Raw genomic sequence first — 20023 nt, forward strand, 5'->3', positions numbered from 1 at the left:
ACCCACATACGCGGATTTGCAGTCCGCTACATCACCATTCTGCCACCGGACCTCGGAGGAGACAGGGGCTATATCGTCTTTCAGGACATTTTGGTCAAGAGAGATATTTCAGTCCCGATGAGGATTTTTCTTCTGGGAGGGATCAGGCTATTAAGGGCTGATTCACGAAACGCTGCGATACAGTGTTCAGATGGCAGGATATCTCATGACTTCAGGATGCAACGGCACAAAGGCTCTATCCGGTCCCCTAGGGCTGGGTCTTCTGAGCTTTCTCCTGAGCGGAACAGCCCTGGCTCAGAAGTATGATGGGAGCGGGTCCCCAACTTTCGTTCCGCATACCCTGCAGGAAGCACTTGCCACTGCCTATCTGACCAACCCCACGCTTCGTGAAGAACGTGCCCACCTGCGCGCAACCGACGAACAGGTTCCGACGGCAATGGCTGGATGGCACCCGACCATTCAGACGTCCATGAATCTGACCTACTACGACGGTCGTACAAATTATGCGGCTTCCGGAGGCTCCCTCGGAAGTGGCTCTACCTATCAAACTCCCGGCTACAACGGGCAAGTGAATATTACCCAACCGCTTTACGAAGGCGGAAAAACAGTCGCCGGTATCCATGCTGCGACCAATCAGGTCATGGCCGAACGCGCCAAACTGATTTCAACTGAACAAAGCGTTTTTACCAGTGTCGTCAATGCCTATGTAGGCGTTGTCGAGGACGAACAACTTCTTCAACTTGCCATTAATAACGAACGAGTTCTCCAGCAACAGGTTCAAGCGACACAAGAACGCTTTCGGGTTGGTGAAATAACGAGAACCGACGTTGCTCAGGCACAGGCCGCACTGGCGAGCGCATCGGCCCAACGCCAACAAGCTGAAGGAACGCTGCAAGGCGCGCAGGCCACATATCTGCAAATTATAGGCATTTCTGCGGCTCCGAATATTGAGCCCCCACAGCCACTTAAACTACCAGTTTCGAGCGAACGCGAGGCAGTTGCCGCGGCTGTGCAGAACAATCCCGACGTCGTTAATGCGCTCTTCACCGAGGCCCAGCAAAAAGACAACATTTCGGTGCAAATCTCGGCGATCATGCCAAAAGTCTCTGCTGACCTCAGCTATCAGCATACTGTCAACCAAGGCTACAGCCGCACGTTGATGGATAACAAGTACGGAATGCTCTCTTTTCAGGTTCCCATTTATCAGGGGGGCTCTGAATATGCGGCTATTCGTGGCGCACGCCAGCAGGCTCAGGCGGCTCATCGCGAAGTGGATGTACAGCGTCGCACTGCACTCCAGAAAGCAGCGTCCAGTTGGCAACAGATGGTAGCGTTCAAGCAGTCCATCAATAGTGACCGGGTGGCGATATCTTCCAACGTGATCGCGCTTGACGGCGTAGAACGTCAGGCTCTGGTCGGAACCAGCACGACACTAGCTGTTCTCCAGCAGCAGCAGACACTCCTGCAGGCCCAGCAGACACTGGTTCAGCACCTATCTAACCTGGTCATCTCCTCGTATGCGGTCGCAGCGTCGATCGGAAGACTGACGGCATCTGACCTCAAACTGGGTGTCCCGCTCTACGATGAAAAAGCCTACTATAATGCGGTCAAGAACAGACTGTGGGGCACCAGCGACTACGCGATCAATCAGCCTGGACGCTAATGCTTTTCCTGTAATGCTCAAGATGCCCCATACGTCATGACCTCTCCATCTCCGGAGCCGCAGCGTGGCTCCGCTGAGGATACAATCGACACCGTCCTTAGCTCGATCCGCCGGAACCTGCATGACGACAAGACTTTGAACACAACAGTGGAGAGCACACTCGTGACGTCAGCTATTGAAAATGACGAACTGACCCTTGAACCATCCATGATGGTGTCGCCTGCAAAGACAGAGCACGGCAACTCCGCGCTGCAGGATGATCTCATGGGCGCACAAACCATTGCTGCTGCAGAGCACTCGCTCAATGACCTGCAGACCGCATTCACCAGTAACGGAAAATCAATCCCGTCTGATACCGTCGTGAGCGGAAGCAGCGGCATGACGATTGAAGACATGGTTCGCACTGAAGTGCGCTCCATGGTACGGACATGGCTGGATGCTCACCTGCCTTCGCTTGTAGAAATTCTGGTGCGCGCCGAGATTGCGCGTCTGCGCCCGAATAACTGATTGCCTTCTTTTACCAACATTTGCCGCTGAACTTTCTGGATTATCATGCTCGAAAAAAGTTTTGTTCCCGCTGATCATGAAACGTCTCTCTACGAAAGCTGGGAGAACAACGGGGCTTTCCGTGCCGACCCGAGTGCACCGGGAACGCCATTTTCGATCATGTTTCCGCCGCCAAATGTCACGGGCACGCTGCATCTTGGCCATGCCCTGACATTTACGCTGCAGGACATTCTGATCCGCTGGAAGCGTCAGGAGGGCTGCAATGTCCTGTGGCAGCCAGGAACTGACCATGCTGGCATCGCTACGCAAATGGTTGTCGAACGCTCGCTCGATAAAGAAGGCGTCAGCAGAACCGCTTTAGGTCGTGAAGGCTTTCTTGAGCGGGTGTGGAAGTGGAAAGAGCAGTCCGGCGGGGAGATCGTCCAGCAGCTTCGCAAACTTGGTGCTTCGGCAGACTGGGACCGCGAACGCTTTACCATGGACGAGGGGCTTTCACGCGCCGTCCGCAAGGTCTTTGTACAGTTACACCAGGAAGGGATCATTTATCGTGATCGCCGACTGGTAAACTGGGATCCGAACTTCCGTTCCGCGATCTCCGACCTTGAGGTTGAGAACCGTGAAACCAAGGGATCCATGTGGTACATCCGTTATCCGATCGAGGACGGACGGACGATAACGGTTGCAACCACGCGCCCTGAAACGATGCTGGCAGACGTTGCCGTTGCCGTTCACCCTGAAGATGAACGCTACGCCGACATGGTGGGCAAGTTTGTTACGCTCCCGCTAACGGGTCGCCGTATTCCTGTTGTGGCAGATCTCTATTCCGACCCTGAAAAGGGAACCGGCGCCGTAAAAATTACGCCTGCTCACGACTTCAATGACTTTGAAGTGGGCAAAAGACACAATCTGTCTGCGCCCACGATGCTGGATGAAACAGCCCATATCTGGCTTGAAGAAATCCGTGCCGAACTGGCTGATGTCGAGGGCCTGGCGTCAGTAGCGTTTGTGGAATCGCTTGCGGGCCTAAGCCGGGAAGAAGGACGTAAGCGCATCGTCGCCGAACTCGAACGCCTTGAGTGGCTTGAAAAAATCGAACCACATAAGCTTCAGGTCCCTTATGCCGAGCGCGGTGGAGCGGTTGTCGAACCGCGCCTGACCCTGCAGTGGTACTGCGATGCAAAAAAGCTTTCAGGCCCAGCAGTAGAGGCCGTGGAAAGTGGTAAAATCGTTTTCGAGCCCAGACAGTGGCAGAATACGTTCTTTGCCTGGATGCGAGACATTCAGCCATGGTGCATCAGCCGCCAGCTCTGGTGGGGGCATCGTATTCCGGCCTGGTATGGGCCGGATGGCAGCACATATGTCGCTAATACCGAAGCTGAGGCTCAGGCGCAGGCCGGTGATGGCGTTCCACTGACGCAGGACGAAGATGTTCTCGACACGTGGTTTAGCTCTGGCCTCTGGCCCTTCACAACTCTCGGCTGGCCGGACAAGACGCCCGAGCTTGCGCACTACTACCCGACGAGCGTCCTCGTCACGGGCTTTGATATTATCTTCTTCTGGGTTGCCCGGATGATGATGATGGGCCTGCATTTCATGGACGACGTGCCTTTCCGAACGGTCCTGATCCACGGCCTTGTCAGGGACGAAAAAGGCCAAAAAATGTCCAAGTCCAAGGGGAATGGGCTGGATCCTCTGGACCTCATTGCAGAGTTTGGTGCTGATGCAACGCGCCTGGCAATCTGTGCGGGCACAGGCCCAGGCCGCGATATCAAGCTCGGTCGCAAGCGCGTTGAAGAGCACCGTGCATTCGTCACGAAACTCTGGAATGCATCCCGCTTCCTCGAGATGAATGGTGCACGGCCGGTCGCGAACTTTGACCCAACGACTGTGCAGAGCAGCTTGGGGCGCTGGATCCTTTCAGAAGCGAACACTGCAATTGCGGACGCACAGCAGGCTCTCTCGAACTATCGGTTCGATGAGTACGCTAACTGTTGTTATCGCTTCGTCTGGAGCTGCTTCTGCGACTGGTTCGTAGAGTTCTCCAAGCCCGTCTTCGCGGCCGAAAATGATGAGACAATCGAACTCCGCGCCGTCAGTGCCCATGTTTTAGGACTGATTCTGCGCCTCATGCAGCCTGTGACACCATTTGTAACAGCCACTCTCTGGAAAGAACTGGGTTATTCGGGGGACTTCACCTCAATCCGCTGGCCTGAAAAGATGCCTGTCCAAAACGCAGAGGAAGCCCGTGCAGAACTGGATTGGGTTGTACGCCTGATCAGCGAAGTTCGTACGCTGCGCTCTGAAATGAACATCCCCCCGGCACAGAAAGCACCGCTGATTTTCCGCGATGTTTCGCCCGAAAATCTCACTCGTGCAAAGACATGGGCTGAAGCCATCGGCCGCATGGCGCGTGTCTCTGAAGTCGATATTTTCCAGGGGGAGATACCAAAGAATGCCGCTCAGATCGTGCTTGATGAAGCGACAATCTTTATCCCGCTGGAGGGCCTGATTGATCTCGATGCAGAACGGGGGCGCCTTGCAAAAGAGATCAGCAAGAACGAAAGTGAAATCATCAAGGTCCGTCGCAAACTGGACAACGCTGATTTTGTTGCACGTGCAAAGCCGGAAGTGGTTGAAGAAAACCGTCAGCGTCTTGAGACCTTCGAGCATGATCTCGAACGCCTCAAGGCAGCCCTTGCGCGGCTTGGCTAAGCCTCCAAAGCTTTTCCTGATTGCTCTGGCAATGGTGGTCTCACAGATCCCCATTGCCAGAGCCACAGAACTTCCTGTCGGATCGAGCTCTCAGAAAGCCACTCTGTATGGTCGATCTCTGGACATAGACACGTTCCGACCAGCCGATTGCCGTCTACGTGTCATCCTGTTCGTAATGGCCGCCAAAGACCGTGATAACGAGGCATATCGCGATCAAAGTATTCCGCTTGCACGCGCAGTCTGCGGAGTTGTCTTTGCGCCGTCTTTTCCTCTGAAGCAGTTTCCTACTTGGCAATATCAGCGCGGTGGTTTTCCTGTACGCCAAGGCGAACTGCCCGCAGCGACCCTGATCAAGCCCATGGAACAATGGGCATGGGACGAAACCCAGCAGCCCAATCTTCCCATCATTCTGATCGGACATTCAGCCGGCGCACAGTTTCTGGACCGTGTGGCGGCATATGCTCCGGCAAATGAAGTCGAAATCATCCTCATGAATCCGGCAACATATGTAGAGCCGGAAGCTGAGAGCCCGGTCCCTTATGGGTTCAATGGCTGGCCGGAAAATACTCAACAGCAATCCATCAAGCGTTATCTGGCTGAGCACCTCACCATTTTGCTTGGCTCGGATGATGTGGAAACGACTCTTGAAGCTGGTCGTATTGCAGAGGCCATGGGTCAGGGCCGCAACCGCCTGGAGAGAGGGCAATGGGCCTATGCCCAAGCCAGAGAAGAAGCCTACAGGCTTGATGTCCCGTTTAACTGGGACATCGATATCGTACCCAACACAGGGCATGACGGGCCAAAAATGTTGGCCTCTCCCGAATTGAGAGAGGCCGTAGAGCGGGTTATCAGCCGCGTGTCTTCACGATGATCTGAGAAAGATCACGAACAGCACCGTTGGCAGCACTTGTTGTCATCGCTGCATAAGCCTGCAAGGCACGGGATACAACGCGCGTACGGTTCGGCTTCCAGGCATTTTCGCCACGATTATTCATAGCCTCGCGACGGCTCGAGATTTCGGCATCTGAAATATCAAGACGCATCGTCCGGTTTGGAATGTCGATCACGATGCGATCACCATCTTCTACCAAGCCGATCACACCGCCTTCAGCAGCCTCCGGCGAGACATGCCCAATGGAGAGGCCTGAGCTACCACCCGAGAAACGGCCATCCGTCACCAGAGCGCAGACTTCAGCCAACCCTTTGGATTTTAGATAGCTGGTCGGGTACAGCATTTCCTGCATCCCTGGACCACCGCGCGGCCCCTCGTAGCGGATAACAACGACATCGCCAGCAACGATCTTGTTCCCAAGAACAGCGGCAACAGCATCGTCCTGACTTTCAAATACACGCGCCGTACCCGTGAAGGTCAGAATGTCTTTGGCCACGCTGGCAGTTTTCACAATCGCGCCGTCTTCCGCGAGGTTGCCGTACAGAACGGCCAGCCCACCATCCTGCGAGAAGGCATGAGCACGGCTTCGCAGGACGCCATTCTCACGATCCGTATCCAGTTCATGGTACTGGCTGGACTGTGAGAAGGCATGAACGGTGCGCACTCCGCCAGGAGCAGCCTTGAACATTTTAACCGCTTCTTCGCCGCCATTCATGATGTCCCACTTCTGAAGGGCATCGGCCAATGTGGAAGCATGAACGGTTGGAAGAGATGTTTGCAACAGCCCTGCGCGATCGAGTTCGCCCAGAATGGCTGGAACACCACCCGCACGATGCACGTCTTCCATGTGAACGTCTGCTTTGGCAGGCGCGACTTTGCAAAGATGCGGCACCTTGCGGGACAGACGATCAATGTCTGCCATGTGGAAATCCACTTCACCTTCGCGGGCAGCAGCCAGCAGATGCAATACGGTATTCGTTGATCCACCCATGGCAATATCCAGCGCCATGGCATTTTCAAACGCACTCCGGGTTGCGATGCTACGCGGCAGAACGGAGGCATCGTCCTGCTCATACCAGCGACGTGCCAGCTCAACTGAGAGACGACCCGCCCTCAGGAACAGATCGCGACGGTCAGCGTGCGTTGCCAGCAGAGACCCGTTACCAGGCAGCGCAAGACCCAGCGCCTCTACAAGGCAATTCATGGAATTGGCCGTAAACATACCAGAGCATGAGCCACAGGTCGGGCAAGCTGAGCGCTCGATCTGTTCAGATTCACTGTCCGTCACGTTCGGGTTCGCCGCAGCAACCATCGAATCTACAAGATCCAGCTTACGCTCAACACCTGGCCCATTGAGCTTGCCCGCTTCCATGGGGCCACCAGACACGAACACAACAGGAATGTTCAGTCGCAGGGAGGCCATCAACATGCCCGGCGTGATTTTGTCGCAGTTGCTGATGCAGACGATGGCATCCGCACAGTGCGCGTTCACCATATACTCAACGGAGTCAGCAATCAGCTCTCGTGAGGGCAGGGAATACAGCATTCCGCCGTGTCCCATGGCGATGCCGTCATCCACAGCGATCGTGTTGAATTCTTTAGCGACGCCACCGGCTTCCTCAATGGCGGAAGCTACGAGAGAGCCCATATCTTTCAGATGCACATGCCCGGGAACAAACTGGGTGAAAGAGTTGGCAATCGCGATAATAGGCTTTCCGAAGTCACCGTCCTTCATCCCCGTTGCGCGCCAGAGCGCACGCGCGCCAGCCATGTTGCGGCCATGGGTCGTAGTGCGGGAACGATAGGCAGGCATCAGAACAGAACTTTCATAACAGAAGGAGCCATGCTCCATAGCGAATCAAATAAAAAAAGACCAGATCAGGAAAGATATGAAAAGCATTCTCTCCCGCTCTTGCTAGATGGGAACACACAAGGCCAAAATCCATCCAAAGATCAGGAGCCTTTTGTGAAACGTTATCTTCTCAGCCTTGGAACGGCTCTTTCCATTGCCTGTATCCCTGCCGCACTGGCTGCCCCGGCATCTGCTGGACCCGCCGTAACGCCAGACATGATCCAGACCGGAAACGACATTCCAGCTCATGCCGCCCTGCCAACTGATCAGCAGGACTACATCAAGCGTGACATCATGATTCCCATGCGGGACGGAGTGAAGCTCCATACCGTGATTGTCATTCCCAAGGGAGCAAAAAACGCACCAATCCTGCTCACGCGCACACCATATCATGCCAGTGAGCGCCTGAACCGAATTCCCAACGCGCCAACCATGCGTGAAATTTGCCCTCAGGGCGACGGTGTCTTCGTCGAGGAAGGATATATCCGCGTTTTCCAGGATATTCGTGGAAAGTACGGGTCCCAGGGCGACTACATCATGACCCGTCCGCCGATCGGGCCCCTCAATCCCACCAAGACAGACGACACCACCGATGCGTGGGACACGATCGACTGGCTCGTGAAAAACCTTCCCGAAAGCAACGGTCGTGTTGGCATGACTGGCTCTTCGTATGAAGGCTGGACCGTTGTGATGGCATTGCTGGACCCGCATCCAGCCCTCAAAGTGGCCGCTCCGGAAAGCCCGATGGTCGATGGCTGGATGGGTGACGACTGGTTCCACTATGGCGCGTTCCGTCAGCCTGGCCTCGACTATTTCACCATGCAGATGAGCGAAGCCGGCGAGGGGCCGACAATTCCTCGCGCAGATGCCGACGATTACACCAATTTTCTGCAGGCTGGCTCAACGGGGGCATTTGCAACCAAAGCAGGGCTGAACCAGTATCCGTGGTGGAACCGCCTGAAAGCACACCCATCTTACGATGCGTTTTGGCAGGAACAGGCGCTTGACCAGATCCTTGTCCGTAAGCCTCTGAAGGTCCCGACAATCTGGGAACAGGGCCTGTGGGATCAGGAAGACATGTGGGGGGCGATCCATTCCTGGATGAACCTCAAGGCTCACCACACACAGGTCCCGAATGTTCTCGTTATGGGACCATGGCGCCATAGTGGCGTTAATTATGACGGATCGACGCTAGGTCCACTTCACTTTGAAGGTGACACGGCCCTTTGGTACCGCTCCAACGTCATGCGTCCATTCTTCGATCATTATCTGAAGGATGGCGCTGACCCGCATCTTGATGAAGCGATTATCTACAACACGGGCGAAAATCACTGGGATCATTTCCGCAACTGGCTTGCAGAGTGTGACACGACCTGCATGATGCGTGGGGAGCGTCTCTATCTTCAGCCTGACCACGGCCTGTCATTCAAGCGGACGCTGCCTGGAACGGATGCTTATATCTCTGATCCTGCTCATCCTGTTCCTTTCATGCCGCGCCCCTACAACGCAGGGGATTCACGCTGGAAAGCATGGCTTGTTACGGACCAGCGCTTTGCCGAGAGCCGCCCGGACGTTCTGACTTACGAAACTCCCGTTCTGGACGCGCCCGTCCGTGTGTCAGGCGTCCCGACCGCCGATATTTTTGCTTCCACGACCGGCACGGACGCCGACTGGGTTGTAAAAATCATCGACGTGCAGCCTGGCGTTACGCCGGATCGTCCGGAAATGGGCGGGTATGAGCTTCCAGTTTCGATGGACATCTTCCGTGGGCGCTATCGCAATGACTTCGCGCACCCATCGGCCATACCCGCAGGACAGATTCAGGAATACAAGTTCACGCTGCCGGCGGTGAACCATGTTTTCCAGAAGGGCCATCGGATTCAAATCCAGATCCAGTCCAGCTGGTTCCCGCTTTATGACCGCAATCCGCAAAGCTTCGTTCAGAATATCTTCGACGCGAAAGCGTCGGACTATCACTCTGCAACCCAGACCATTCATCGCGGCGGCAATGCTGCAAGCGCAATCTGGTTACCAGTGGTGAAATAAGGAAGAGGCCTCCCCATATGGGGAGGCTATCGTCTCAGGAGACTCAGTTTATGAGTGCACACTCTTCCATTCTTCTTGGTGCAGGCTGTTTCTGGTGCGTGGAAGCCGTCTATACCGGCCTGCGCGGCATTATCTCGGCAGACCCGGGATACGCAGGCGGTCATGTCGATAATCCGTCCTACGAAGCTGTTTGCACCGGGAATACCGGACATGCAGAGGTCGTGAAGGTCGTGTTTGATCCAGCGGAAATTTCTCTGGCAGATGTCCTGCGGGTCTTTTTCACGACCCATGATCCCACGCAGCTCAATCGGCAGGGCAATGATGTCGGGACGCAGTATCGCTCTGTTATTTTCGGAGACGCGGACCAACAGCGTGTTGCACAGGAGGTAAAGGCCGAGATCACCGAAGAGCAGATCTGGCCCGCACCGATTGTCACGTCCATTGAAGGCCCGGCGCATTTCTGGCGCGCCGAGGAAAAGCACCTCGACTATTTCGCCCGCAATCCGGAAACGGCCTATTGTGCGGCTGTTGTCGCGCCCAAAGTTGCCAAGGCGCGCAAGCTATACCGGGACCGTCTCAAGACACCGGCCTGAAGGGTTTTCTGCTTCTGCTGAAGGGCAGAAGCAGATCCTATTCTTCCGTTTCCAGATGAAAGCGGTCTGACTCTTCATCATAATCGAACAGTTCAGCATACCGTGCCCAGCCGATAGCTGTTGTCAGTGTCTGCTGGGCATAATCGGGAGACATGTTCTCTTCGAGAGCTTTGCGAAAGCGATTGGCATCCACCACATGATTCGGCCGCTCATCCAACGTGCTTCGAATGACGCGAAGGAGCGGCAGATAATGCAGGAGCGCCGTGCGCATAATATCCCTGCGGGCATCGGCGTCTCCCTCGACGAATGATCGCCCATCATCCGTGAGAAGAATGTCTCCATCTTCCAGTTCTGCAAGATCAAGCAGTTGCAGGGACTCTCCCAGCGGCAGAAGATCATCGAGCGTCATCTGCAAACGCTGACCAAGTTCCGGAAGATCCGCGCGGCCTGAGAGCGGCTCTCCACTCAGAACTTCCATAAGACCAACCAGCACTTCAATCTGAAGGTCTGGCAATACAATGGACAGAGGCGGCAACGCAGCAGCCGACACACCGACCGTAGTATCGACTTCCGAGACAATCGGGGCGCGCCGTGTCATGAGGGTATAGATCTGATCCACGAAGCTTCGAAAATCAGCGCCTTCTCGATTTCGCGGATGAGGGAATGGAACGGAAATTTCGTGCGTCACTCGCCCTGGGCTGGACGAGAAAATCAGGATCCGGTCACACATCAGCACGGCTTCTTCAATACCATGCGTCGCGAGTATCATCGCATTGAGCGACGACAAGCGCTTTTCGGCCCAGAGTTCAATCAGGTCCGTTCTTAGATTTTCCGCACTCAGAACGTCGAGGGCCGAAAACGGCTCATCCAGCATGAGAAGAGAAGGTTGAAGCGCCAGTGCCCGTGCAAACGAGGCACGTTGGCTGAGGGCTTCAGATAACTCCTTGGGATAGGCGTTTTCGTATCCCTCAAGTCCCATGACCTCAATTGCGGCACTGGCACGCGTTTCCCGCTCGGACCGTGACAGACGCTGCGCTTCAAGCCCCAGCAGCACATTCTGTCGAAGGGTCAGCCATGGAAACATTGCACCCGACTGAAAAACTGTCGCCACCTTTTCCAATGGGCCGGCTACAGGCTTGCCCTCCCAATAAACCTTTCCCTCTACGGGAGGCGTTTGTCCGGACATGATCCGCAGGAGGGAAGACTTTCCGGAACCAGACCGGCCAAGAAGCCCAAGGATTTCACCAGGACGCACATCGAAACTGACCTGATCAAGCACCACAAGATCAGCATTGCTGTCCTTCTGGTAAATCTGGCGGCAGTCCTGAAGGCTAAGCAGGGAACAGATCATCGGATTGCATATTTCTGTGCGGCGTAAACCGCGAGGGGCTGAAGAACAAGACGATCAAGCAGCATGGAAAGAAGCGTGAGAAGCATAAGAATAACGATCTGTGCGCCGATTTGCCCCTGAAGCATATCGGCCAGGAGCGTCGCACCCAGTCCGCTATCAGAAGGCACAAACGCCTCAGCCACCATCACGGCATCCCAGATTGGAACAGCGGCCAAAAGCAGGCCTCCACACAGATCAGGTGCAATGGCTGGTAAGATCAGGCGCTTCCACAGCAGAACGCCTTTAAGCCGCAGTCCGCGCGCAACCTGCCTGAACGGCGCCGGAATAGCCTGAATGGCATCCAGTACCGTCCCACCCGTGAGCCAATGCGCACCAAGGAACAGAAGAACAGCGGTGGGAACGACATCCAGCCCACGGAAAGCAGGATAAAGAAGAACGGCCGGGAAAAGCGAGCCTGCCAGAATAATCATTCTGCTGCCCCGAAAAATACCGGCTCCAGCATCAAAGAAAAATAGAGCCAGCGGTAACCAGAGCACGATGCACAGAATAAGAGCCCCGCAAACATGCAGAAGCGTCAGAACACTCTCAAGCACATCATAGGGCAGACGTGTCGCCAGATGGCTCTGCGCAATGGCGAGACCCAGAAAGAGTAGGGAGGCCGCAGGAATAAGCCAGCCAGGCACCGGTAGGGATTCCGGGGAGGAGGGTTGAACGTAGCGCACCGTCCGGCCGATCCGGCAGTTACCGATCCCGCTAATGAGCGTGTGCAAACTCACGCTAACACCGTTCAGAAGACCTGTTTCTCTCCAGAACTGAAGCATCCAGGAGTGGGTACGTTTTTTCTGTGGCTGAGGACCATCCAGCCTGTACCGCTGCGCCCATCCGGTCATAGGTCTGATCAGACACTGGTCCATGATTACGATCAGAAGAACCGCGCAGACACCAGCCTCCAGAAACCAGCTCAGATGATGGGTTTCAAGCGCGATTAAAGCCTGCGCCCCGCACCCTCCGACGTCCCGCCGCATCAGAAGGGTCATAAGCCCCTCCACACACAGCAGGCGAAACCATAACCCCGGAATGGCCTGCACAGCACGGAACGTCACCAGTGGGATGGCAACCGGAACCTGCAACCGCCAGAAGTGCTGCCAGCCCGTCATACGCAGGCCTGTGGCGACTTCTTCAAGTTCGGCAGGAAGAGTGTCCTGAGCATCCAGAAGAGCTGTCAGAACGCGCCAGATCATGTTGAAAGCTGTTGCAGCCACAATCACCGCAAGGGGGGGTAAAAACAGCAGTAGAAGTCCCGTCAGACCAAGGCCCGGAACCGCACGCGCAACAGAGAGGGAAGGCACCAGAATGTTGCGAAACCGCGGAAACTGTCGTGCCATACCAGCCAGCACGAGCGAGACAATAACCACAGTTACTAGAGCAAGAGCAGCGTGAAGAACTGTCCACGCGACTTCCTGCCATATTGGGAATGCGGGATTGGTCGGAAGCGACAGGGTACCAGGAACCCAGACTGCGCTCTTCAGCAGGAAAAGACACAGACCCGTCATGGCAAACAGAATTGATAACTCTACGCCACTCATACGCTGTCGCCAGCGATGCATAACGCGAATGGGCATGGCCAGCGGGCTGCCCGTCATGATGACTGTTGTCCTCCCGGTTTCATGATGACCGAGAGTAAGGAAGGTTCTTCCGGAGGCTCAAGTGTTTTCTGCATGTCCTAAAGCGTCTCAGTGGCCTGTGCTGCCAAAACCGCGTGCACCGCGATTCGTTTCATCCAGAGAAGAAACTTCCTGCCACTTCAAACGGGACACCGGCGCCAAAACCCCCTGAGCAATGCGGGTGCCACGCTCTACCGTGAAGGGCTCACTCCCGGCATTCATGACAATAATACCAATTTCCCCGCGATAATCTTCATCAATCGTGCCAGGAGAATTTGGGAGTGTAATGCCGTGCTTCAGAGCCAGGCCAGAACGAGGGCGGATCTGAAGCTCGTAGGCAGAGGGCAGGGCAATGCATAATCCTGTGGGAACAAGTGCACGACCACCCGGTGCGATGACAAGCGGTTCTGCAATCGCAGCAACAAAGTCGAAACCAGCGGCACCAGAGGTGGCGTAAGCTGGCAGAGGCAGGCCCTCGGAATGAGGAAGGCGTGTAATCCGTACATCAATAAGATCGGTCATCATGAGGCCTTTCTTATCTTGGATTTTCAGGGGATTGAAGAGACGAAGACGTCAGAAATCCGCTGTACCAGTTTCCCGGCAACCTGAGACTTGTCCATTTCAGGCCAGGTTTCGATGCCCGTCTCAGTGATCAGGCTGACCAAATTTCTGTCTGCTCCAAAGACACCGCGACGCACATCATTGGCCACCAGCCAGTCACACCCCTTGCGCTCACGCTTGGCAACAGCATTGTCGAGCACGTCATCAGTCTCAGCGGCGAAGCCGACGATCAGTTTCGGCCTATTTGCCAGTCGACAGAGAGTTGCAAGGATATCCGGGTTTTCCACCAGTTCGAGAACAGGCGGCCCCTCATTGGTCTTTTTGATTTTACCCTGAGCCGCTGCCTTTGCGCGCCAGTCACTGACCGCGGCGGTGCAAACGGCGATTTCAGCAGGAAGCGCGGCTTCACACGCCCCTAACATCTCACGTGCTGTCTGAACCTTTACACAGACGACACCTGACGGGACGGGCAGAGCAACCGGACCACTGACAAGCGTTACTTTTGCGCCTCGCGCCGCAAGAGCGGCGGCAATCGCGTAGCCCTGCTTGCCAGAAGAGTGATTGGAGAGAAACCTGACAGGATCTAGGGGTTCAACTGTTGGTCCCGCAGTAACGAGAGCATGCCTGCCAGCCAAAGAATGATCGGACGCCAGCGCCTCCAGAATTGCGTCCCGAATGACGTCAGGTTGACTCAGACGGCCCGGACCAAACTCCCCACACGCCATATTGCCTTCATCGGGGCCTACGACCCGCACGCCACGCTCTTTCAGAAGGGCGAGGTTGGCCTGTGTCGCGGGATGCTCCCACATGCGCACATTCATGGCGGGCGCCAGCAGTATAGGCGTCGTGGTGGCTAAAAGGAGCGTTGTGGCCAGATCATCGGCCATGCCATGCGCCATACGGGCCATGAGATTAGCTGTAGCCGGGCAGACTACGACAAGATCTGCGCTGCGTGCCAGAGCGATATGGCCAATCTCGCTCTCCTGCGTGGGAGCAAAGAGCGCATCATGCACCCGCTCCCCAGACAGAGCTTCAAGGCTAAGAGGTGTAATGAATGCTTTTGCCGCATCCGTCATAACCGGTGTCACGGAAACATTGTCTGCTTTTAGCAGGCGCACCAGCTCCAGCGCCCGATAAGCAGCAATTCCTCCGCCAACAATCAGCAGAACGCGGCGCATCAATTACAGACGCCAACCGGAGTGAATGGCAGCAATACCGCCAGACAGGTTGCGATACTGAACACGCTCCAGACCTGCATTCCGCATCATCTGAGCAAGTGTTTCCTGGTCCGGGAACATACGGATGCTCTCGGCAAGATACTGGTAGCTCTCAGCGTCCTTGGCGATCAACTGTCCCATCTTGGGGAGAACCTTGAAAGACCACGTATCATAGACAGGCGAAAGAGCCGCAATTTCGACACGAGAAAATTCAAGACAGAAGAAGCGTCCACCGGGCTTCAGAACCCGACGCGCTTCACGAAGCACTGCATCCTTGTCGGTGCAGTTCCGCAGACCAAAAGCGATGGTCACGCGATCAACAGAACAGTCGGGCAGGGGAATCGCTTCGGCGTCGACGACACACACTTCAATCTGGCCGATCAGACCAGCCTTAATTGCGCGATCACGCCCAACGGACAACATCGCCGAGTTAATGTCAGAGAGAATAGCCGGGCCACCGCCTGCACGAAGCCAGCCGAATGTGATGTCACCTGTACCGCCAGCCAGATCCAGCAGCTTCATGTTCGGACGGGCACCGAGCATGCCCACGAAAATCCGCTTCCAGACGCGATGGATCCCCAGCGACATGACGTCATTCATGATGTCATATTTGCCAGCGACACTCTCGAACACCTCCCTGACCATGGTCTTCTTCTGGTTCCGCGGGACATTGCGGTAACCAAAATCCGTGGTGTCTCCGGTCTGCTCGGAAGACGGGAAGGGCGGGACGTTATGTTCAGCGCTATCGGTCATGGGGCAATCGATATATCTTTGTGACCAGTCATGCCAGAGCTTCCAGAAGTCGAAACCGTCATGCGTGGGTTCCAGGATGCCTTTCAGGGGCAGAGGATCCGTCACGTTACTGTCAACCGCCCTGACCTGAGGTGGCCATTTCCCTTGGATCTCCGGGAAAGGCTTGAAGGGCAGACAGTGCTCTCCTTTCATCGTCGCGCCAAGTATATCCTGATGCGCGTCGAGAACGGATGGAGCATGATGCTGCATCTGGGGATGTCCGGCAGACTGCTCCTTGGGCAGTCAGGCATGAATACGACTCCGCCAAAACATGAGCACCTTGTCCTGCAGACGGAAAACGGGGCACGCGCTGGCCTGGTTGACCCACGCAGGTTCGGCATGGTGGATGTGGTTCCCACACATCAGGAAAACGCACATCGCCTTCTGAACGGCCTGGGAATCGAGCCCTTATCCACGAATATGACTGGCACGTATCTTCATACGGTCATGCAAGGTCGCCGCACGCCGATCAAAACAGCGCTTCTGGACCAGAAGCTGATTGTGGGCCTCGGCAATATCTATGTGTGTGAGGCCCTCTTCCGAAGCCATATTCACCCCGCACGCGCGGCCACGACGCTGACAGAGGCAGAAGCCGACAGTCTTGCAAATGCCATTCGAACTGTTCTGGAAGAGGCCATCGCGTCAGGAGGCTCCTCTTTAAGAGACTACGTGCAGGCTGACGGGACGAAAGGGGGATTTCAGGATCTCCACCTTGTTTATGGGCGGGAAGGCGAGACATGCCGCCAGTGTGGGGCAGGCTCCACCATTTCACGCATCACCCAAGCGGGGCGTTCGACATTTTTCTGCGCAAACTGCCAGAAATAGTGGCCTCCGCCCTATTGGTGGCAGTGTGTATAAAATGTGTAAAACGCTTGACGCCGCCGCTCATGACGGGTAGAGGGCGCCAATCATTTTCCGCGACAAGACCGCTAACTGAACCGAAAGATCCATGGCAAATACAGCTTCTGCCCGTAAGCGCATCCGTCAAAACGAACGTCGCCGCGAGCGCAACGTCGCCCGCATGTCCCGTATGCGTACCTTCATCAAGAAGGTCGAACAGGCCATTCAGTCCGGTGACAAGACGGCTGCTGCCGAAGCATACAAGGTTGCACAGCCTGAAATGCAGCGCGCTGCCGGTAAGGGTGTCGTTGCAAAGAACACGATCAGCCGCAAGCTGTCCCGTCTTTCTGCCCGCATCAAGTCTCTCGCCACGGCCTGAGACCCTTTGCAGGGTTTGAACTGAAGAACGCGCTCTCTCACGGGAGCGCGTTCTTTTTTGACTATATGGCAACACCCCTCTGCAGCACTTCTGAACCTTTCGTGTTCCAGCTTGCTTCGGTCTGACCAGAAGCCTATCCTGACAGATCAAGTCAGTGCCAGAGGCTCTGTTTTCTCCGGGAAGCGTCAGCTTTTTCTGAAGCGCCATGCAGCTTGTGTGGTCACTTCCCGTTGAGGACGTATTCACCCTGCGCGCAGGGAATCAAGACAGACGCCCCGCAATTCCCGGGGCCGAAATGAAAGGGGGTACCATAGGTGGAAAACGCTCAGTATCTGGACGCCAGCGCCTCCGCCCCCGGCTCGTCGAGCCCGCTGGAAACTTCCTGGCACAGGGTTCGCGAGAAGCTGAAGGGCGAGGTCGGTGAAGTTGAATACCGCACCTGGCTTCGTCAGATCGTTCTTGGCCCACTGGAGGATGGTGAACTCATCCTTTATCTGCCGACGCGCTTTCTGAGAGACTGGGTTCGCAGCCAATACGAAGAGCGTCTCCAGACCCTGTGGCGCACCGAACGGCAGGACGTGCAGGGCATTGAACTGCAGGTCAAACGCGGCCTACCCGAAGTCCTTCCATCAGCTGAGACGGACGGTGACAGCGTCATCGAGGAAGTGACAGCGCAGGTCGCGACCAGTCATGAGGTTCGCAGCGATCTTGCTGTTCCGCTGGACCCACGCTTTTCTTTCGATACGTTCATCGTCGGCAAGCCAAATGAATTTGCATATGCCTGCGCACGTCGTGTGGCCGAAAAGCCATCCAGCCCAGGTTTTAATCCGCTCTTCCTGTATGGTGGCGTCGGCCTCGGCAAAACGCATCTTATGCATGCCATTGGGTCTGAACTGACGAAAACGGGCAATGTCTCGGTTGCCTATATGTCAGCTGAGAAGTTCATGTACCGCTTCATCGCGGCGATCCGTTCGCAGTCCACCATGGAGTTCAAGGAACAGCTTCGTTCCGTGGACGTGCTGATGATCGACGATCTTCAGTTCCTGATCGGCAAGGACAATACGCAGGAAGAGTTCTTCCATACGTTCAATGCCCTTGTTGATGCCGGACGTCAGATCATCGTCAGCGCCGATAAAAGTCCGTCTGATCTGTCGGGGCTTGAAGACCGCCTGAGAACGAGGCTCGGCTGCGGCATGGTCGCAGATATTCATGCCACCACCTTTGAATTGCGTATTTCCATTCTGGAAGCCAAGGCGAAAGCGTCAGGCACGCATGTTCCGTCAAAGGTGCTTGAATATCTTGCCCACAAGATCACATCGAACGTTCGTGAGCTTGAAGGCGCACTGAATCGCCTTGTCGCGCACGCCGATCTGGTCGGGCGCCCTGTCACACTGGATACGACGCAGGATGTCCTCAAGGACATGCTAAAAGCGCATGATCGTCGCGTCACAATCGAGGAAATCCAGCGCAAGGTTGCCGAGCACTGGAATATCCGCCTGACGGACATGTCCTCCGCGCGCCGAGCACGTGCTGTTGCTCGCCCACGGCAGGTGGCAATGTTCCTCGCAAAGCAGCTTACAAGCCGCTCTCTTCCCGAGATCGGACGCAAGTTTGGCAATCGTGATCACACAACCGTCATGCATGCGGTCAATCGCGTTGGTGAACTGATGGAGCAGGATCCGTCCTTTGCAGAAGACGTCGAACTTCTGCGTCGGATGCTCGAAGGCTAAGGAAGACGACAAGTCGCCTTCGGTGCCTTTCACCGGAGGCGGCTGTCTGCTAAGAAACGGCAAAACTTAAAGATTGCCGACCCAGGGAAAAAAACGATGAAATTCAAGGTTGACCGCACCCTGCTGCAACGGGCCCTGGCGCATATTCATGGCGTTGCAGAAAAGCGGAACACCATTCCCATTCTGGCGAATGTTCTCTTGTCCTATGAAGGCGATGTGCTTCGCCTCACGGCCACGGATATGGAAATTGCGGTCGTCGAAGACGTTCCGGCAGCAGGTGAGCGTCTGGGTTCCACCACAGTCCCCGCAGCCGTACTTTTCGAAATCGTACGCAAGCTGCCAGACGGCGTGGAAATCGAGTTCGATCATCCGGAGAGCGACGCGCCCCTCGCATTGCGTGCGGGCCGTTACGCGACGAGCCTCAACGTTCTTCCAGTTGATGATTTCCCGGCCATGGTTGCTGGCGACCTCCCGCACCGCTTCCGCATTCCTGCGGGAACGCTACGTGGCCTGATCGACCGGACGAAATTTGCGATTTCCAACGAAGAAACGCGTTACTACCTGAACGGCATCTATCTGCACGTTACCGAAAGCGGCACCATCCCGATGCTCCGCGCCGTCGCAACGGATGGACATCGCCTTGCGCGCGTCGAGACCGAGCTTCCGGAAGGCGCACGTGGCATGCCGGGCGTTATTATCCCGCGCAAGACCGTTGCTGAACTTCGCAAGCTGCTGGACGAAGGCGCTGCGGATCTGGAGGTTTCCCTTTCGGATACGCGTATTCAGTTTCAGGCTGGACCTGTCCTGCTGACGTCCAAGCTGATTGACGGCACGTTCCCGGAATATGAGCGCGTGATCCCCAAGGGCAATGACCGCATCCTGCGCATCACGAAGAAGGACTTCGCTGCTGCAGTAGGTCGCGTTGCTGCCATCAGCCAAGAGCGCTCCCGCCCAGTCAAGCTCTCTGTCACGCACAACATGCTGACATTGTCGGCCATCAGCCCCGATCAGGGCGTGGCACAGGAAGAGTTGGACGACAGCACGGTCACGTATGACGCGCCTCCGATCGAAATTGGCTTTCAGGCACGGTACCTGACGGACATTACGGATCAGATCGATGTTGAAGTCGAATTTGCGTTTGCAGACAGCTCAGCTCCAACGCTGGTTCGTGACACAGCATCACCTTCTGCATTGTATGTTCTGATGCCGATGCGGGTCTGATCG

Annotated in this window: 16 protein-coding genes; 10 read left to right on the forward strand and 6 right to left on the reverse strand. The window is 55.8% G+C overall.

Translation table 11 applies throughout. The features are described from left to right. Nucleotides 1-205 precede the first annotated feature (205 nt). From ABF979_RS03660 to ABF979_RS03675, 4 genes are read left to right on the forward strand one after another with little or no spacing between them, the layout of a single operon-like run. On the forward strand, nt 206-1663 hold the full coding sequence (locus tag ABF979_RS03660; protein ID WP_202207416.1) for a TolC family outer membrane protein: 1458 nt from the start codon (nt 206-208) through the stop codon (nt 1661-1663). Between the two features lie 36 nt (nt 1664-1699). Next, the gene (locus ABF979_RS03665; protein WP_415557869.1) at nt 1700-2170 is read left to right on the forward strand and encodes a DUF2497 domain-containing protein; all 471 of its coding nucleotides are present in this window, start codon (nt 1700-1702) and stop codon (nt 2168-2170) included. Between the two features lie 45 nt (nt 2171-2215). Next, nucleotides 2216-4882, forward strand: coding sequence for a valine--tRNA ligase (locus tag ABF979_RS03670; protein WP_415557871.1), 2667 nt, complete (start codon nt 2216-2218; stop codon nt 4880-4882). Beyond that, entirely contained in the window at nt 4839-5753 is a 915-nt protein-coding gene (locus tag ABF979_RS03675) for a hypothetical protein (RefSeq protein ID WP_415557873.1), read from the forward strand. The genes ABF979_RS03670 and ABF979_RS03675 overlap by 44 nt, the downstream gene beginning before the upstream one ends. On the opposite strand, the gene ilvD is transcribed toward ABF979_RS03675, so the two are convergent. Then, nucleotides 5731-7587 carry a dihydroxy-acid dehydratase gene (ilvD, locus tag ABF979_RS03680; RefSeq protein WP_415557875.1) on the reverse strand — a complete coding sequence of 619 codons (1857 nt, stop codon included), beginning with the start codon at nt 7585-7587 and terminating at the stop codon, nt 5731-5733. The two genes, ABF979_RS03675 and ilvD, sit on opposite strands and share 23 nt — an antisense overlap. A gap of 153 nt (nt 7588-7740) precedes the next feature. Between ilvD and ABF979_RS03685 the strand changes: the two genes are divergently transcribed. After that, a complete protein-coding gene (locus tag ABF979_RS03685; protein WP_064273462.1) occupies nt 7741-9672 on the forward strand; it encodes a CocE/NonD family hydrolase in 1932 nt (643 codons plus the stop codon). Nucleotides 9673-9722: 50 nt separating this feature from the next. Beyond that, complete coding sequence (gene msrA, locus ABF979_RS03690) at nt 9723-10265, forward strand: peptide-methionine (S)-S-oxide reductase MsrA (RefSeq protein ID WP_215768747.1); 543 nt, start codon at nt 9723-9725, stop codon at nt 10263-10265. Nucleotides 10266-10302: 37 nt separating this feature from the next. On the opposite strand, the gene ABF979_RS03695 is transcribed toward msrA, so the two are convergent. The 5 genes from ABF979_RS03695 to ABF979_RS03715 all read right to left on the reverse strand — a co-directional run bounded on the left by ABF979_RS03695 (nt 10303) and on the right by ABF979_RS03715 (nt 15811). Beyond that, nucleotides 10303-11616 (reverse strand): AAA-associated domain-containing protein, encoded by a 1314-nt coding sequence (locus tag ABF979_RS03695; protein WP_415557877.1) that lies wholly within the window; start codon nt 11614-11616, stop codon nt 10303-10305. Continuing rightward, a complete protein-coding gene (locus tag ABF979_RS03700) occupies nt 11613-13259 on the reverse strand; it encodes an ABC transporter permease subunit (protein WP_415557879.1) in 1647 nt (548 codons plus the stop codon). Before ABF979_RS03700 ends, ABF979_RS03695 begins: the two co-directional genes overlap by 4 nt. A gap of 90 nt (nt 13260-13349) precedes the next feature. Further along, nucleotides 13350-13805: a dUTP diphosphatase gene (gene dut / locus ABF979_RS03705; protein WP_415557881.1), complete on the reverse strand. Its 456-nt coding sequence runs from the start codon at nt 13803-13805 to the stop codon at nt 13350-13352. A 23-nt stretch (nt 13806-13828) separates the two neighbouring features. After that, nucleotides 13829-15019: a bifunctional phosphopantothenoylcysteine decarboxylase/phosphopantothenate--cysteine ligase CoaBC gene (gene coaBC / locus ABF979_RS03710; protein ID WP_415557883.1), complete on the reverse strand. Its 1191-nt coding sequence runs from the start codon at nt 15017-15019 to the stop codon at nt 13829-13831. Nucleotides 15020-15022: 3 nt separating this feature from the next. Beyond that, a complete protein-coding gene (locus ABF979_RS03715) occupies nt 15023-15811 on the reverse strand; it encodes a class I SAM-dependent methyltransferase (RefSeq protein ID WP_064273224.1) in 789 nt (262 codons plus the stop codon). A gap of 30 nt (nt 15812-15841) precedes the next feature. Here ABF979_RS03715 and mutM point away from each other — a divergent pair, with 30 nt between their 5' ends. The 4 genes from mutM to dnaN all read left to right on the forward strand — a co-directional run bounded on the left by mutM (nt 15842) and on the right by dnaN (nt 20020). Beyond that, nucleotides 15842-16675, forward strand: coding sequence for a bifunctional DNA-formamidopyrimidine glycosylase/DNA-(apurinic or apyrimidinic site) lyase (mutM, locus tag ABF979_RS03720; RefSeq protein ID WP_415557885.1), 834 nt, complete (start codon nt 15842-15844; stop codon nt 16673-16675). 124 nt (nt 16676-16799) lie between these two features. Further along, nucleotides 16800-17069, forward strand: coding sequence for a 30S ribosomal protein S20 (gene rpsT / locus ABF979_RS03725; protein ID WP_046901507.1), 270 nt, complete (start codon nt 16800-16802; stop codon nt 17067-17069). A 314-nt stretch (nt 17070-17383) separates the two neighbouring features. Further along, on the forward strand, nt 17384-18799 hold the full coding sequence (dnaA, locus tag ABF979_RS03730) for a chromosomal replication initiator protein DnaA (protein ID WP_211500732.1): 1416 nt from the start codon (nt 17384-17386) through the stop codon (nt 18797-18799). A gap of 96 nt (nt 18800-18895) precedes the next feature. Then, nucleotides 18896-20020 carry a DNA polymerase III subunit beta gene (gene dnaN, locus ABF979_RS03735; protein ID WP_215750894.1) on the forward strand — a complete coding sequence of 375 codons (1125 nt, stop codon included), beginning with the start codon at nt 18896-18898 and terminating at the stop codon, nt 20018-20020. Nucleotides 20021-20023 lie beyond the last annotated feature (3 nt).

Origin of the sequence: Gluconobacter sp. (assembly GCF_047723935.1) — a bacterium.
GTDB lineage: Bacteria > Pseudomonadota > Alphaproteobacteria > Acetobacterales > Acetobacteraceae > Gluconobacter.